This window comes from Gloeocapsopsis crepidinum LEGE 06123 (genome assembly GCF_015207655.1).
Classification (GTDB): Bacteria; Cyanobacteriota; Cyanobacteriia; order Cyanobacteriales; family Chroococcidiopsidaceae; genus Gloeocapsopsis; species Gloeocapsopsis crepidinum.
The window spans coordinates 26,398-40,783 of the sequence record NZ_JADEWN010000019.1 but is presented as its reverse complement, the minus strand read 5'-3'; the positions used below and the strand labels follow the sequence as shown (position 1 = coordinate 40,783).

Genomic DNA, 14,386 nt, shown 5'->3' with positions numbered 1-14,386 from the left:
CTGGTTGTGTTGTTGCAATTCCATCAATCTGTGACAGTTAAAAAACTTATACTTAGTATTTCTTCTGCCTACCTTATTTGAGATAGGTATGACATAAAAGCGTAAATAAACGAGTAATAGTTTTAAAGCTGAGTCAACCTGTGATTGTCTGAGATAAACTGAGGCGAAAGTATAAAGAGTGCAGAGACTTTCTGTAGTGACAAATGCATACTGCTTCAGTACCTTATCGAGTACAGGGTGATTGATCGCAAATATCTTAAAAAACCTACTCAGGATTCATATAATTATCCTGAGTAAATAGTAGTGGCTTGGTTCTAAAGAGTTAAGAAGCTTTTTATTAAGCCGCTTTGATTTTGCTCATTTCCTTAGTCTGCAACCTTAAATCAAGAGGAATTCAAATGGCAAAATACAGATTTTATACTGCTGATGTATTTACTGATGTAATTTTTGGCGGAAACCAATTGGCAGTGTTTCCAGATGCACGAGGAATTCCTGATAGTTTAATGCAGAACATTGCTAGGGAATTTAATTTATCCGAGACAGCTTTTGTGTTTCCACCTGCACAGCCTGATCGCACTAAGCACTTAAGAATCTTCACGCCTGGTACTGAACTGCCTTTTGCAGGACACCCGACAATTGGTACAGCACACGTTTTAGCTGCGATTGGCGAGATTCTTTTAGAAGAAGAAACAACAGTTATTTTTGAGGAAGAAGTTGGTCCAGTCAATGTCGTAATTTATGCACAAAACGGTCAACCTGTCTCTGCTTATCTGACTGCTGCTCAATTACCTCAATTTGGTCCCAACCCTCCTGAACCGTCGATTATTGCAGCAATCCTTGGTTTACATGAAGACGATGTTCTTGTAGGTGAGTGGAGTTCAGCCGCTGTGTCGTGTGGTGTTCCCTTTTTATTTGTTCCAGTACGCGATCGCAACGCACTTTGTCAAGCATCCGTAAACCGCGAACATTGGAACAGCCACCTAAAATCTTTCTGGGCACCACATTTATATGTGTTCTGCTTCGATCCAGAACTTCAAGGCTCAGATTTACGAGCGCGGATGTTTGCACCTGCAATGGGTATTGAAGAAGATCCGGCGACAGGTGCAGCGGCATCTGCTTTAGCTGGATATCTTGGCGATCGCTATTCTAGCTCTCATGGCGTACTTCGGTGGATAGTCGAGCAAGGCTTTGAAATGAACCGTCCTAGCATGATAAATGTGCAAGCCCAGAAGGTAGATGGACACATAGTAGCAGTACAAGTTGGCGGTCAATCGGTCATGGTGAGTGAAGGAGTCATTGAGATACCAGAACGACTGCTGAACAAAAATTAACTGACTATCTAAAAATTACATTAAGCTAGGCAGAAGCACGAAATAATTACCTATAAACTTGATTGCATCGTCATCCTACATCAAATACGAGAGCTACAAATCTTTTCTTCTGTGCTCCTACTCTTTGTTTATATCAAGCTTAAAGTGAAACGGTATCACAGGGGTGCGCTACTTAGTACAACTACATTGTTTTAAGCAACTCAGGAGATATCATGGCGCATACACCGCAATTTCGCCGATTTATCCGTACCTTACAGCAAGCGCAACGAGAAAACCTGAAAGCTGAAGGAAAATTACCACTCACGAAACAGCAATCTCAATGGACGCGAAGACGCTTACTCAAGTTTGCAGCCCTTGCTTCAGGAACTGCACTCACTACTCATGCATTGCCTCATGCAGAAGCTTGGAGCCGCGATCGCCAGAACCCTAAAATCGCCATTATTGGGGGTGGAATTGCCGGATTAAATGCCGCCTATCAGCTAAAAAAGGCTGGCTTGACTGCTTCTGTATATGAAGCTAGACAGCGATTAGGAGGGCGCATACTATCTGTAACTGGTGTTGTGGGCGAAGTAGTCATTGATCCAGGCGCTCACTTCATCAATACAGATCATGCAGATATGCTGGAATTAGCAAAGGAATTTGGTCTGACACTCTTCAATCGAACTGAGGATGCAGAAAGATTTTCCTTTACTGAAACGGGCTACTATTTTGATGGTAGGCTGCGATCGCTCGCGGAAGTTGCAGACAAGTTGCGTCCACTTGCTCGACAAATTTCCCGTGATGCTGACTTATTAGACGAAGACTACGAGCAGTTTGCGCCAAAATTTGATCGGATATCTGTTGCTCAATATTTAGACACACACGCTGATAAGATTCCAGAGCGGTTTATCCGCACACTCATCGAAAATACAATCCGCACAGAGTACGGTGTCGAACCCAAAAATTCTTCAGCACTGCAACTGCTTTTTAACCTACCTACGGTAGATGGCAACAAAGTAGAGATTTTGGGCAATTCTGATGAAACCTTTGTTGTAGAGGGTGGTATCGGCAGGATTATCGACAATCTAGCACAGGCGCTATCTGGACAAATTTTCACCTGCATGGCTCTTACACAAATTCAGGCAAGGGGTAGAGGCTTTCGCTTGACATTTTCTAAAAATCATGAATTTGATGCAGATTATGTCATTATGGCAATTCCGTTTACGGTTTTGCGCGGCGTTAAAATTCAAGTTGATTTACCAAAACAACTGAGGCGTTTTATCAACGAAGTTGATCTTGGCTCAAATGAAAAGATCTATGCTGGATTTGACCAAAAAGTTTGGCGACAAGAAAAGGGATTTGTGAAGGAGGTTTGGACTGATCTCGGTTTTTCCTCAGCATGGGATGCAACGCAGCGACAGGTAGATAGAAAAGATGGAGCGCTGACTTTCTTTTTTGGTGGTAACGAAGTCACAGCAATGCAATCTGGTAGTACGCGATCGCAAGGCAAGAAGTTTGTCAGCCGATTTGAGGATGTCATTCCGAACGCTAGGAGGGCTACCAATGGAAAGTTTTTGCGCACTCAATGGACTCAAGATCCTTTTACTAGGGGAGCTTATACTAGTTTTAAGCCAGGACAACTAACAGACTTTGCTGACTTTTTCTATATTGAATCGGACGACCCCGAAGAACGGCAAGATGTTAATATCGAAAATTTAGTGTTTGCTGGCGAGCATTTGAGCGACGAATTTTATGGCTATATGAATGGCGCTGCTCAAACTGGACGACTCGCTGCTGAAGTTGTGTTCAGTATGGTTACAACAAGGAGATAACACCTTTCATAATGAGCGGTGCCAGAACGCACGCATGGCGTTGAAAAAAGCAGTATTATGAAATGCTAAGATAGTGGAAAATTAGGGGAATTAGCTCAGCTGGTAGAGCGCTGCGATCGCACCGCAGAGGTCAGGGATTCGAGTTCCCTATTCTCCATACGTTCTAGAGTTTCCGAGTATACCTTTGCCTGAGTCGGTAGACAAATGTAAACAATGGCAAGAGGTAAAGTTACCGTGGAAAGAATTAAAGACACCATCAGACTGAGGTTTAGAGTTGATGGTAAGCAGCACGCATTTTATCCAGGATTGGGTTATACCTCAGATAACCTCCTGCGTGCCGAACTACTAAAACGACAGATTGAAACAGATATCGATACAGGTGAATTTGACAAGACTCTTAAACGGTACAAGGTTGAGAAGGTTAAGGATAACAACAAAAGTCTGCTAACTGTCTTTGAGGCGTTTACAGCTTACAAAACCAAACGAGTGGAACGAGGGACACTCTACAAATACTGGGCACTAATCAATATCCTGAAGAACTCCAAGCTAGGCAATAAGTGTTATCTAAGCATTACCGAGGAAGATGCAGAGAAGTTCGTTTTAAGTCTCCTAGAGAATGCTGAGGCTATCACAGTAAAGGATAAGGTTTGCATCCTAGGAGCGTGCTACAAGTGGCTTAAAGCGCCTGCTAATCCTTGGATTGAGGCACAAAATCTTATCAAGGTAACACCAAAGCAACCTAGGGAAGCATTCAGTAAACACGAGGTAAACATGATTATCTCTGAGTTTGAAGACTGGTATCCGCACTATCTACCCTTCGTACAGTTCGCATTTCAAACAGGTGTTCGGTCAGGTGAGCAGGTCAACCTAACTTGGAGTAACATCTCCTCTGACTTTAAGACTTGCTGGATTCTTTCAACAAAAACCAATAGAGCTAGGCGAATACCAATACCTGAGAATCTTAGCGATGTCCTAAAAACATTGAAACCAGTCGATGCTAAACCCACAGACTTGGTGTTTAAAACGTTTGAGGGACACAAGGTCAATCTAAACAACTTCAACAATAGATATTGGAAGGTTGTCTTGGAAACGTGTTCCATTGAGTATCGTCCGTTCTACTGCACTCGCCATACTGCTGCTACAAGGTTCCTAGAATCTGGCGTTTCACCCGTAGCAGTTGCACAAATACTAGGGCACGATATCAAGGTTCTAATGAAGAACTACGCGAATTTGATTGACTGTCCTGAGTTACCAGCAATGTTTTAGCCTTAATTTGAGTTAGGCTCAAATCCATGCCAGGTAAGTCTTTCAGCGATTTGACATGCAGTTTTTCACTCAGGCTTTTATTAAATTTTGTGTAGTTTTTTAGTAACCAACTTGACGTTGCTGACAAGTTGTGTATTCTCCTGTAGTATATTTGTTATAAGTAAAGCTTATGACAAACAAACTAGGAGGTTACTATTAGCCATGCGAACCAAGCAACCCGTGAGTTTATACATTGACACTGAAATCTGTGAGTTGGTTGATGAACTTTCATGTGCGCAAGATAGAGCCAAATCAAGAATATTTAACGAAGCTTTGCGTAGAGGTTTTAAGCGCCACTTGGTTAACAAAGCTAAGCGTTTAGAAGCAACAACTAATGAATAAAAAATAGTGCCTTGAATTCTCTTCAGGGCACTACACAAAACTTGTACTAATTGGAGTTTAACAGAATGACTAAAGAAAGTTTTAGAGATTTTCTCAAGAAAAGAAAATACTACGATTCTCCTTTAGGAGATTTTGCAAAGGATGCATTATCAGATTCAGATTGGAAAGATGATTCCCTCGAAAGCTTTGAGGAAGTATTTAGTAAAAATACTAGAGCTTGTTACGAAGCTAGGGAGGCATTTGAAAAGCTGAAAAGAACGTACACAAACTAAAAACAAATAACCTCCTGAGTTACCAATTCAGGAGGTCTACCAAAAGATGAAAACTTATGTACTTACACAGTCTGTTCTACACAAAAAAGGAAGTTATCTCAATGGGAAGAGAAGTTTTATCAGGCTTGCCATTTCGTTCTGCTACCAACAAAACTGCTGACATTTCTACTACTACTACCCACATATCTAAGATATCAATGGAACCTCTTAAAAAACAACTGGTAGAACTACCTAATTTCTGGGCGCTCACTCCTATTAAAGAAGATAAAAGACCATATCTAGATAATTGGAATCATCACCCACAAACAAAGGAACAGATATTAGAAGAAATCGATAATCCACTATCACCAATAAAAGCCGTTGGAGTACTCTTAGGTGAGTATTCTGACGGCTTAGTTTGTGTTGACCATGATGGACAAAGTGCTACTGAGTTAATCAATAAGCTTGCTGGAACAGACCTGATTAGTGACGCACTACCACAGACTGTAACCGTAACATCTGGCAGACCTGGCAGGTATTCGTGTTTCTACCGAGTACCACAAGAATACTGGGGCAGCATTAGAACCAAGAAAGTAAAAACTGGTGTAGTCGATGAGCTAGGGAAAATTGAGCAAGTAGAGTTCCGGTGGAATGGATGTCAATCTGTCGTTATTGGCGAACATCCTGTGACAGGTTCATATTACTGGATTCACTCGTCGGCATTCACTGAAATAGCAGAGGCTCCACTGTGGGTTATAGAGCAGATGCTAATACCACAAAAAGCGGTCAATAGCGAAGCCAGGAAGCCACTTAAACCATATTCAGCTAGTAAAGACAGGCAACGTATCCTAGACGCACTTTACAGCCTTAAATCTGATAGAGCCGATGACTACGAAGAGTGGAAGAATATTGGCATGGCGCTTCACTCAACTGGCGATGATTCGTTGCTGTGGGAATGGGATAAGTGGAGCCAGCAATCGAGCAAGTATGAGGACGGAGAGTGTGTGAAGAAGTGGAATAGTTTTAATGGCTCAGGGATTAATATTGGAAGTTTATTTTATATGGCGCAACAAGACGGATTTGTAGAAGCAGTGAACCTTGATGATGATTCCGCTGCGTTTAGAAAAGACCTAGAGCGCATAGAGCAGGCAGAAGATTTTGAGGAGCAGGTTAGGCTAAAAGCTAAATTCTGTTCTACACACAGAGTAGGCAAGGCTGAACTACAGTCATTACTAGAACACAGAGCGGAAAAACGAGAAACAGAAAAAAATGGCTTAGAAATTGATATTGATGTTTTGCTCCAAGATGGTGGAGAGGATTACGTAGTACCAGGTTTAGTGCCTAAAGGTGCTGTGGTTATTCTTGCAGGTAAACCAAAATCAGGTAAGTCCATAGCAGGAATTGATTTGATGTACGCGATGGCGACAAAACGTCAGTGGCTCGGTTTTGATGTGGAACCAGGTAGAACTTTGTTTTTCAGTACAGAGCGTACAAAATGGAACGCTGTCCACCTATTGAAAAGATTTCACGGCGACAAGGAGTTAATTAAAAAATACGTAACCATCTTGCCTAAGTTTAGTGTCGATATTCTGAAGAAGTATTTAGCCACTGGTCTTTACAAGAATGTGGTTATAGATTCACTAACCTCAGTAAATGCAGGGAAGGCTATCTCAGAAAACGATAAAGCTTACGCTGACATATTCTACGCGATTGACCCGATTATCGAAAAAGCTAACGTGGGTTGTATGGTAATTCATCACCCAAATAAAAACCCTCAAGCTACAGGAGTTGACCAATTGAGAGGTAGCGGTGCTATCTCTGGTGCTATATGGGGTTTATTAATTCTCAAGCGCCCAATGACTAAAGACCCCAAGGATAAGCGTAAGTGGGTAGAGGATGAGTCAACCAATACACGGGAACTACAGCTAACAGGTTTACAAAGTGTTGAGGGCACTACGTATGAACTAGAACTGAACACAGAAGATAATTCCTTCACCAACTTGGGTGAACTACGTTTGTCTGAAGCAGAACGACGAGAACAGGCTGAAATGGCAAACCGTATTATCAAAGTCTTACAAGATAACTCCCACTGTGGTGGTTTACTCGGCGTAGAACTAAAAGAATTACTTGGAATTACCAGCGATAGCGAATACAAATATATGTCCAAGTTGTTGAATAAGTTACCAAATATTAAGAAAAATCGAACTGGAAAAGACGTAAGGTACTCCCTCCACTGTTTGAGAGTAGAGATTACGATTGATGGTACTCAAACCCATACAGAGAAAGACTTTCAATCAATCGTAGTAATAAATACTTACGATAATAAAACACCTAAAAATGGTACTGAGAATAGCAATGTGTCAGATGCTACATTGGAAAATCAAAACATAATTACGATTGTTCAAAACCCAGACAGAGAGGGAGTTTCAGCCCATCAATCGTACTGTGGTGAAAAAATAGAGGGGGGGAGTGTCCCAAGTGTTTTTGTAGCAGGCAAAACTTTTAGTGTAGGTGAGACAACTAAGATACAAACGGGAGATACAAAACTTAGTGGAAAGAGAGCAAGAATTATATCTTTCGCAAAAGAGGTTGATACCCCAGTGGTAGCTAGGGTAGAGTTAATGGAGAATCAAGAGTTAGTGTCTATACCCGCCGAACTTTTAACCAAAGTCTTTACTTGATATGCAAAACCCCATACTGCACAATGAACCGACACAGGTCAATCAGCAAGCCATAAGCAGGTTCTACAATGCCGTAAGTAAAGACTTCCACATGTCTACACTCCTTGGTGCAGTCATATACACCACGGGGTTACAGCTAAGGGACACAAAGACAGGTACGGAATTTTACTTTACCTGTCCCAACTCTCACACAGCCACAGAGTTAAAGACGCGGGTATTTGACCTATTTGCTTACCTAGATGAATTCTTCAACATCAGCAGGATTCTGATAAGCACAGTGGATGACCCTATTCGTTTTGCTCCGCCTGATTATTTTCAGAGTGATGGTTTCTGTATTCTTCCTGATAATCGTTTAATAGGTCTAGGTTACTGGGATAACCATCCAACTTGGTACTGTATTGCAACTCTAGACGAGGATGGTTTCATCAAGCGATAGCGCTACGCTTTATCAAGTGATAGCGCTACGCTTTATCAAGCAGTAATTTTGTATTCGGAAATTCCGAATAACTTTAGCTACTCGAAACCGTAACGAAGTGAGGTTGAAGGATGCACTAATGTTGCATTAGAGGACACTGTAGAAGCCTAAAAGGTGTCTCTAATCCTAAGTACGTGTGAAACTTATATGTCCCGCTAACGCAAAGCATATGCACTTTGTGCTGTAGACCTGGTGTAGGGATAGTGTTTTTTAATTTGTAGTGATGTAACCAAGTTATGTTGCCAATAATTTGTAACTTGCATGGAATATAGGAGTCCCAGCTAGCCATACCCCCCGTGTAAGCTGGGACGACAGAACTATAAGACTAATCTTTTTCTACAGAATTATGAGTGATACTTTATTCAAGTATTACTCATAGCTATAGAATGTATTGTTTACAATACTCCTGTAATTCTAAAGAATTAAAGATACATAGTTATTGATAATAAATCGTACTACCAGCGAATAGCTGAGTAGCTACAGAATACCAATGGAATACTAAGCATTTAATTATAATGGCGTAGCTATCCTAACAGGTGGATAAAATACACTAAAATCTCATAACTGTCACAATAGCTGTCACACTCACGCTATGAAGTAAAGCAAGCTTTGCTTTGCGTATTTACTGGTAATACAGCCTTTGTGCAATCGTGTAGCAATCAATGTTACACTATGTAATATAACAGGTGTATATACACTCATTGGGAATAGCAGGGCGATAACAGTGCCTACACCATTCAAGGAGAAGACAGAACACAGATATAGTTTCTGGATTAATGCACCACTGCGAGAAGCTGTATTGGTTGCAATGCAGTATTCAGGTCATGGAACTGTTGCAGCTTTAGTCCGTGACTTATTAAAAGATTACGTGCATCAATACGACATATCGCTTAGAGATATCAAGCAGTTTGGTAAGAGTAAAGTTCAAGAAGCTAGACAAGAAGCAACAATACTTACAGAACAGAATCGTAGTCTCAGGTCTGAGTTATCGCGTACTCGTCACGAACTTGAGAAGTTGCAGGCTAATTTAAACAATATGATTTCACAAGGAAGGATTGTATGACAACAGCTAATCCACAAGACTTTGGTTGGAACCAAGATGCTAGAGGTGTTTGGAGAAAGGATTTACCTGGTGAAACTATCAAGAGTGTTGCAGAACAATCAACACAGATACGCAGAGATAGCTATGAGTTGTTAGATGCCCAACGACAGAATGAGGCAGAGAAGAGTGCTAACTACGTAAAATCTTTACTTGAGAAACAGCAACGCATAGAACGAGAGAAAGCAGAGAAAGCAGCACGACTGGCTCAAGCCAAGTTGGATGAAATAACTGCTGACCCTGAGGTTACTCAAGGCAAACTCTCTAGGCGTTTCGTAGCACCTCGTAATGATGAAGAGAAGGCACAGCTTCGTACGCTAGAGCAGGAAGAAGTGGAGATGCTGAAACGATTCAAAGCACCACATGATAAGGCTGTGGAGCAGCGACGCTTAGATTACGAAAAGAATTATCTCAGGCAAAAGAACTACGGTGATGATGCAGCACGAGAGAATCTCTTGAGATTAATAGCTGGCTTTACTCCTGAACAACGTAAACAATATAAGCAGTTCATGAAGGAGACTGAATGATGCTGCGTATGTTGCTATCTGCATTAATTCCTAAGCTGGTATTCCCTAGGCTTGCGCATATGAGAACAATCGACAGTGATGGAACCAAAAGAATCATTGTATTTATCAACTTTGAGCCAGATACGGTTGAAGTCCTGTTGGCTGCCAATGAGGCAGTAATTCTTGATGATTACAAGGAAAAATTAATCGCAAGTATGGAGGATACATTTAATGACTAACAATCCTAGCTTTTGTACCAGTCTTGGTGCTGGATGGTGGATTATAGATAACCTCAAGGTACATGAATCGCAGATGACACCAGAGATGATTGCAACCTTCCAGCGTAACTGCGGTATCACGATAACACCACCAGTTAAAGCACCTATACCCGCTAGCGAAACCAAGAACTCCACATTCTGGAATGGACATAGCCGTAACTTCCTACAGGTAATGCAGGAGCGTTAAATGGGTAGTTCTCAGACCAAACATATCAAGAAGTTCGCCGAAGTATCGAAGTTACCACAACCAAAAAAACCACGCATTGTAGGAACCGATAGACCTGATACTACTCCAAGGGAAGAAGCACAGAAGCAACGCATAGAGCGTTATTCACCAGAGATGGAAGATTTTAGACAAAAGATTTATGAGGGATTAAGTAATGCCACGAGCAAAGAAAACGACAAAACAAACGACTGAGATACCTGACTCAGGGAATTATTTCTCAGGTGAGTACACAGTCGATAGTCATGAGAAGCCCAAGCGTACCACTATCGAAGATTACCCAGAGGAAGTTAGGCAATACTATGTGGTGTTAAATGGTAAGCCATATAATACAGCCCAACTACCGCCGCACTACAGAAACTATATGACTGGTATCAACCTGAAATCAGGTGTAAGCATTCAATCATTTAAAGAAGAAACTCCATCAGATAAAGGAATTGATAGCGATGGCACAGACTAAATTAGCCAAGGCATTCGCTGAAAAGCGTGAGGCTGAATTGAAAAAAAACGAAGGCAAGAGTGAGGAACTTCGGAACTTTAAAACCTATAGCTTCAAAGCTCACAAAACTGATATACAGAGAATCGAGAAGCTAGCCAATCATGAGGGTGTTCCCGCAGGGCATATTGTTTCACAAATACTTGAACAGTTATTCAGTGATTGTGAAGGCTTACCACTACCTGAACCACAGCCTAAAGAAGCTTGGTACAGCAAAACAGTTGAATATCCTTTGGTTAAAACTATCGTTAACGGTAAGTCACCAACGATTAAAGTAGTGTCCAAAGTGGACAGGAAGTATCTGCCATTGCCTGAAGTACCAGGTGAGATGAGAAATAAATCTGTACCAACGGCGCAGGATATGGAGAGTTTAGTGGTGTCGTTGCAAACCTCATTGCTGGTGAATCTGATTAATCTATCCAGTGCCTTCCAAATGAAGAGCCAGGACGTCCTAGACCAAGCGATTGATAGATTCTTCCTAAGGCGTGTCCACAACGCTGTGCGACAGCTTCCTGATAATCGCATGGCTGATATCCAAGCGAAGTGGGATAACGCAAGCCAGCTTAACGACCGGAAAAGACTTAACGGAACACTACCAACAGATGGAGGAGCGGCATAATGGCTGAGTTTGATTTGAGTTCACTTGCACCCGCATTACCTGATGCAATTCCTGCACCTTCAGATATTCCTGAGTTACCACCAGAGCACGAGTGGCACAATGACTTCCCTGACGCTAGGGTTACTTCAGGTACAGAACAGTTTGAGAAGGATTTTGTAGCAGCTAACGATGTACCAGAGCGAGATTTAGATTCTGAAATATCTGCTTATGAGTCTGCAATCCAACGGCAACAGAAGGAACTAACCGAACCTGACCAATCACTACAGATAGGTGGAGCTGTAGCTAATACTGTTTACACCTTGGCTGAGGATGAGGGTTTCCAAGCCTATCTGGAGTCCAGCGATTACTTAGATGAAGCGGATGGTATCGAGCTAGCGCCAGAGTTTGCCAGTGCTTTGGAACGTACATTTAGTATTGATGCAGATACAGCCAAGCACGCTATTGCATATTTTGGATTCGATGATAATGCAGTACAACTATTTGCTGATGTTTTACTCAACCGTAAGCCGAAGACTGAACAGGTATCAACTCCTATTCAAGGAATTGAGGAGCGGACGGAAGAACGTCAAGACTACCAAGAAGATGCGTTTACTCGCCAACTAAAAGAAGAGAACGAGTACCTGCGACAACAGCTAAAGACTCGTCCAGTAGAACGGGAAGAGATTGATGTTGAAGCACAAGCGGAATACTATGCCAAGGAATTCGACAACATTAAAAACAGTAATCCTCGCTGGAGTAAACTTGATGCTGGTACTTGGGATTATTATCTTAGTAGCATGATTGATGTTTATAACCAGTTACCACCTGCTAAGCAGAAACACTATGATTCTGTAGAAGGTAGCAAGAAGATTCTGAATTATCTTGAGAAGAAATGGGATGAGAAACGTGGTAGCAGCAAGTCTTCTAGTAAACCTAATAACAATATTAAGACTCGTTTTAAACAATCAGAGATAGACCGTATGAGCCAGGCTGAATATGAGAAATATGCAGACCAAATTTATTATGCGTATTCTAGAAATCTTGTTGACTTGAATCGCTAGGCTGCGTATGTTCCTAAGCACAAAGTTGTCGAGGCACAAAAAATATCCACTGGGATGCAACATCAGTGGAAGGACAAGCACAAACTTATGTTATTCATGACTCTATTCTAACATTTGTAAACGTTATGTTTGTACAATTACTATTAGGAACTAAGGTAATTATTATGAGTTCAACACCCGCTCAAAAACTAAACAAATTCTTGAATGCTAATACTTATGAAGCAGGTAAAACCAAGAAACGAAAGACAGTCATTCCTGGTAATATAGGCGGAGTACCAAACCCTCAACCAGCTAGTAACCCACACGCTGTAATTAGTGCCCCAAATAGCACTAAACTAGGTAGACGGTTAAACATCACAGGTGAGAACGTAGCATCTAGCGTTACCAAGCGCAGAGACTTAGAACAGATTCAGCGCAGACTCCTGGTTACAACTGAAAACGTAAGGCTCCGTAGGGCAGGAAGATGACTCAGAAGAGAGCTTGCGCGAAATCCTGTTAAGTCTAGAATCAAGAATCTAGACAAAGATGGTTAAAGGTAATGATGAACCTATCCCACTAACTTGGGAAACCAGATGTAGGATGTGGCAAGGAAAAGGAAAGCATCAAAATATACCTTCAGGCGTTCCCATCGAACAACGAGTTTTCTATACTTGCGTTGAAACCAGGAGAAACGCTCCTGCTGGTAGCGGGGTACAACTTCTTTAATTGGCTTGCCCTTAAGCTTCCTACTACTACGCTGCCTAATGGATAAAGTCGAGCTTAGATGCGCTTACCTAGAGCTATCAGATAGTACATATACATCTTTCATCATTTCCTCTTTGGTGATAACAATAACCTACACATGATTCATTATGACAACTCAATACACCTCCGCTTGCCATCAAATAACAGCCACCAGAAGAAGATACTTTCCTTCCTGTTTGAGCCTCAACTTCAGCCTGAATTTGTTCAAGTTCTTCTCTAGAGGGAGCTGGTAATGCTTCATAAACTATTTCACCATTAATTTCTCTTTTACGAAATCCGTGGGCAATAACTTTCATGTTATTTAACTCCAAAAAGTGACAAAAATACCAATGCCTTGAGACTACAAATTGTCTAAAGGATTGTTTTTCGATTCAAGAAACTCGTTATAGCAATCTTAAATAGGTTGTGGTGCTAGCCATACATAAATGCTTTCTTAAAGGTAAAGCGTTATTGATAGGTGGCAAGCTCAAATAGGTCTATAGGTTATTATTGTGTACTTTGTATAATTATCTGGACATACTCCAGCAGATGTAAATGACTTCATATTATCAAAAGAGGTCGAGTGCTGCACATTTCCACAATATGATGTAGAAGATGCATCTGACCACCAATAAAACCTTCCATTACTAAGATAAAATGGATTTTCACTGTTTCCGTAGTAGGTATTGAGTAAAAATTTAGCTTCATCTCCTTTTGCATGATTTATTACAGTTTCTTCTTGTTGCTCAGGCGTAAAGGTTATATCCTCTACAGGATTTTCAACGAGTTTTTCCTTCTTGATAACTTCTTGAGAAGAACTCTTTGTAGTGTGGCAAGTGCTGTAAAACATAAGTCTCCTTGCTATATATAGAATCATTAACTATATCTAGAATGACTAATTTTTATGTTGTTAGTAAAAACTTTAAAAAATGTTTTCAAAAATTGATTTTTCTTAATTTATAGGAGGTATCCGGTTCTTCAACTGTGAATCTTATTTATAAGTAAGGTTTCTAACTTTTCTCCTGCAGGAGTTACGCAGTTGAGAAAATAAACTCTCTCCCTGTATAGGTTCTTGAAATGTGAGTGTATCTCCCACATTTTTTTGGGCTTTTCATCTTCCGCTTCCAGACTACATTCTAAGGTTTGTCCACAGTCGTGGACATTGTGTCCTTCATCTGTCACATCAAGCTAAATAACTTTACAAAG

18 protein-coding genes and 1 tRNA gene are annotated in these 14,386 nt (G+C 41.1%); 17 read left to right on the top strand and 2 right to left on the bottom strand.

Annotated elements, in window-relative coordinates:
* The first annotated feature begins 398 nt into the window (after positions 1-398).
* From IQ230_RS09765 to IQ230_RS09685, 17 genes are all read left to right on the top strand, one after another.
* Positions 399-1,331: a PhzF family phenazine biosynthesis protein gene (locus tag IQ230_RS09765; protein WP_193931818.1), complete on the top strand. Its 933-nt coding sequence runs from the start codon at positions 399-401 to the stop codon at positions 1,329-1,331.
* 212 nt (positions 1,332-1,543) lie between these two features.
* Positions 1,544-3,142: a flavin monoamine oxidase family protein gene (locus tag IQ230_RS09760; protein WP_193931817.1), complete on the top strand. Its 1,599-nt coding sequence runs from the start codon at positions 1,544-1,546 to the stop codon at positions 3,140-3,142.
* A gap of 84 nt (positions 3,143-3,226) precedes the next feature.
* Positions 3,227-3,299, top strand: a tRNA-Ala gene (locus IQ230_RS09755).
* A gap of 56 nt (positions 3,300-3,355) precedes the next feature.
* On the top strand, positions 3,356-4,408 hold the full coding sequence (locus IQ230_RS09750) for a tyrosine-type recombinase/integrase (RefSeq protein ID WP_193931816.1): 1,053 nt from the start codon (positions 3,356-3,358) through the stop codon (positions 4,406-4,408).
* Positions 4,409-4,609: 201 nt separating this feature from the next.
* Entirely contained in the window at positions 4,610-4,789 is a 180-nt protein-coding gene (locus IQ230_RS09745) for a hypothetical protein (protein WP_193931815.1), read from the top strand.
* A 65-nt stretch (positions 4,790-4,854) separates the two neighbouring features.
* The gene (locus tag IQ230_RS09740) at positions 4,855-5,061 is read left to right on the top strand and encodes a hypothetical protein (protein ID WP_193931814.1); all 207 of its coding nucleotides are present in this window, start codon (positions 4,855-4,857) and stop codon (positions 5,059-5,061) included.
* Positions 5,062-5,162: 101 nt separating this feature from the next.
* Positions 5,163-7,721, top strand: coding sequence for a bifunctional DNA primase/polymerase (locus IQ230_RS09735; RefSeq protein ID WP_193931813.1), 2,559 nt, complete (start codon positions 5,163-5,165; stop codon positions 7,719-7,721).
* Between the two features lie 91 nt (positions 7,722-7,812).
* Positions 7,813-8,157: a hypothetical protein gene (locus IQ230_RS09730; protein ID WP_193931812.1), complete on the top strand. Its 345-nt coding sequence runs from the start codon at positions 7,813-7,815 to the stop codon at positions 8,155-8,157.
* Between the two features lie 763 nt (positions 8,158-8,920).
* Complete coding sequence (locus IQ230_RS09725; RefSeq protein WP_193931811.1) at positions 8,921-9,259, top strand: hypothetical protein; 339 nt, start codon at positions 8,921-8,923, stop codon at positions 9,257-9,259.
* A complete protein-coding gene (locus IQ230_RS09720) occupies positions 9,256-9,822 on the top strand; it encodes a hypothetical protein (RefSeq protein WP_193931810.1) in 567 nt (188 codons plus the stop codon). The genes IQ230_RS09725 and IQ230_RS09720 overlap by 4 nt, the downstream gene beginning before the upstream one ends.
* Positions 9,819-10,040 carry a hypothetical protein gene (locus tag IQ230_RS09715; protein WP_193931809.1) on the top strand — a complete coding sequence of 74 codons (222 nt, stop codon included), beginning with the start codon at positions 9,819-9,821 and terminating at the stop codon, positions 10,038-10,040. Before IQ230_RS09720 ends, IQ230_RS09715 begins: the two co-directional genes overlap by 4 nt.
* Positions 10,033-10,266 carry a hypothetical protein gene (locus tag IQ230_RS09710; protein ID WP_193931808.1) on the top strand — a complete coding sequence of 78 codons (234 nt, stop codon included), beginning with the start codon at positions 10,033-10,035 and terminating at the stop codon, positions 10,264-10,266. Before IQ230_RS09715 ends, IQ230_RS09710 begins: the two co-directional genes overlap by 8 nt.
* Positions 10,267-10,497, top strand: coding sequence for a hypothetical protein (locus IQ230_RS09705; protein ID WP_193931807.1), 231 nt, complete (start codon positions 10,267-10,269; stop codon positions 10,495-10,497). It begins immediately after the preceding gene.
* Complete coding sequence (locus IQ230_RS09700) at positions 10,460-10,762, top strand: hypothetical protein (RefSeq protein WP_193931806.1); 303 nt, start codon at positions 10,460-10,462, stop codon at positions 10,760-10,762. The genes IQ230_RS09705 and IQ230_RS09700 overlap by 38 nt, the downstream gene beginning before the upstream one ends.
* Positions 10,749-11,417 (top strand): hypothetical protein, encoded by a 669-nt coding sequence (locus tag IQ230_RS09695; RefSeq protein ID WP_193931805.1) that lies wholly within the window; start codon positions 10,749-10,751, stop codon positions 11,415-11,417. The genes IQ230_RS09700 and IQ230_RS09695 overlap by 14 nt, the downstream gene beginning before the upstream one ends.
* Positions 11,417-12,457, top strand: a complete 1,041-nt coding sequence (locus tag IQ230_RS09690; RefSeq protein ID WP_193931804.1) for a hypothetical protein — start codon at positions 11,417-11,419, stop codon at positions 12,455-12,457. Before IQ230_RS09695 ends, IQ230_RS09690 begins: the two co-directional genes overlap by 1 nt.
* A 164-nt stretch (positions 12,458-12,621) precedes the next feature.
* A complete protein-coding gene (locus IQ230_RS09685; RefSeq protein WP_193931803.1) occupies positions 12,622-12,924 on the top strand; it encodes a hypothetical protein in 303 nt (100 codons plus the stop codon).
* 315 nt (positions 12,925-13,239) lie between these two features.
* Here IQ230_RS09685 and IQ230_RS09680 read toward each other — a convergent pair whose 3' ends face one another.
* Positions 13,240-13,497, bottom strand: coding sequence for a hypothetical protein (locus tag IQ230_RS09680; RefSeq protein ID WP_193931802.1), 258 nt, complete (start codon positions 13,495-13,497; stop codon positions 13,240-13,242).
* A gap of 170 nt (positions 13,498-13,667) precedes the next feature.
* The gene (locus tag IQ230_RS09675) at positions 13,668-14,030 is read right to left on the bottom strand and encodes a hypothetical protein (protein WP_193931801.1); all 363 of its coding nucleotides are present in this window, start codon (positions 14,028-14,030) and stop codon (positions 13,668-13,670) included.
* Positions 14,031-14,386 lie beyond the last annotated feature (356 nt).

Excerpts from the sequence above, each read along its gene's own strand:
- IQ230_RS09690 (WP_193931804.1), top strand. The coding sequence starts at position 11,417 with ATGGCTGAGTTTGATTTGAGTTCACTTGCACCCGCATTACCTGATGCA.
- IQ230_RS09765 (WP_193931818.1), top strand. The coding sequence starts at position 399 with ATGGCAAAATACAGATTTTATACTGCTGATGTATTTACTGATGTAATT.
- IQ230_RS09695 (WP_193931805.1), top strand. The coding sequence starts at position 10,749 with ATGGCACAGACTAAATTAGCCAAGGCATTCGCTGAAAAGCGTGAGGCT.
- IQ230_RS09720 (WP_193931810.1), top strand. The coding sequence starts at position 9,256 with ATGACAACAGCTAATCCACAAGACTTTGGTTGGAACCAAGATGCTAGA.
- IQ230_RS09685 (WP_193931803.1), top strand. The coding sequence starts at position 12,622 with ATGAGTTCAACACCCGCTCAAAAACTAAACAAATTCTTGAATGCTAAT.
- IQ230_RS09680 (WP_193931802.1), bottom strand. The coding sequence starts at position 13,497 with ATGAAAGTTATTGCCCACGGATTTCGTAAAAGAGAAATTAATGGTGAA.
- IQ230_RS09705 (WP_193931807.1), top strand. The coding sequence starts at position 10,267 with ATGGGTAGTTCTCAGACCAAACATATCAAGAAGTTCGCCGAAGTATCG.
- IQ230_RS09700 (WP_193931806.1), top strand. The coding sequence starts at position 10,460 with ATGCCACGAGCAAAGAAAACGACAAAACAAACGACTGAGATACCTGAC.
- IQ230_RS09760 (WP_193931817.1), top strand. The coding sequence starts at position 1,544 with ATGGCGCATACACCGCAATTTCGCCGATTTATCCGTACCTTACAGCAA.
- IQ230_RS09735 (WP_193931813.1), top strand. The coding sequence starts at position 5,163 with ATGGGAAGAGAAGTTTTATCAGGCTTGCCATTTCGTTCTGCTACCAAC.
- IQ230_RS09750 (WP_193931816.1), top strand. The coding sequence starts at position 3,356 with ATGGCAAGAGGTAAAGTTACCGTGGAAAGAATTAAAGACACCATCAGA.
- IQ230_RS09710 (WP_193931808.1), top strand. The coding sequence starts at position 10,033 with ATGACTAACAATCCTAGCTTTTGTACCAGTCTTGGTGCTGGATGGTGG.
- IQ230_RS09730 (WP_193931812.1), top strand. The coding sequence starts at position 7,813 with ATGTCTACACTCCTTGGTGCAGTCATATACACCACGGGGTTACAGCTA.
- IQ230_RS09745 (WP_193931815.1), top strand. The coding sequence starts at position 4,610 with ATGCGAACCAAGCAACCCGTGAGTTTATACATTGACACTGAAATCTGT.
- IQ230_RS09715 (WP_193931809.1), top strand. The coding sequence starts at position 9,819 with ATGATGCTGCGTATGTTGCTATCTGCATTAATTCCTAAGCTGGTATTC.
- IQ230_RS09740 (WP_193931814.1), top strand. The coding sequence starts at position 4,855 with ATGACTAAAGAAAGTTTTAGAGATTTTCTCAAGAAAAGAAAATACTAC.
- IQ230_RS09675 (WP_193931801.1), bottom strand. The coding sequence starts at position 14,030 with ATGTTTTACAGCACTTGCCACACTACAAAGAGTTCTTCTCAAGAAGTT.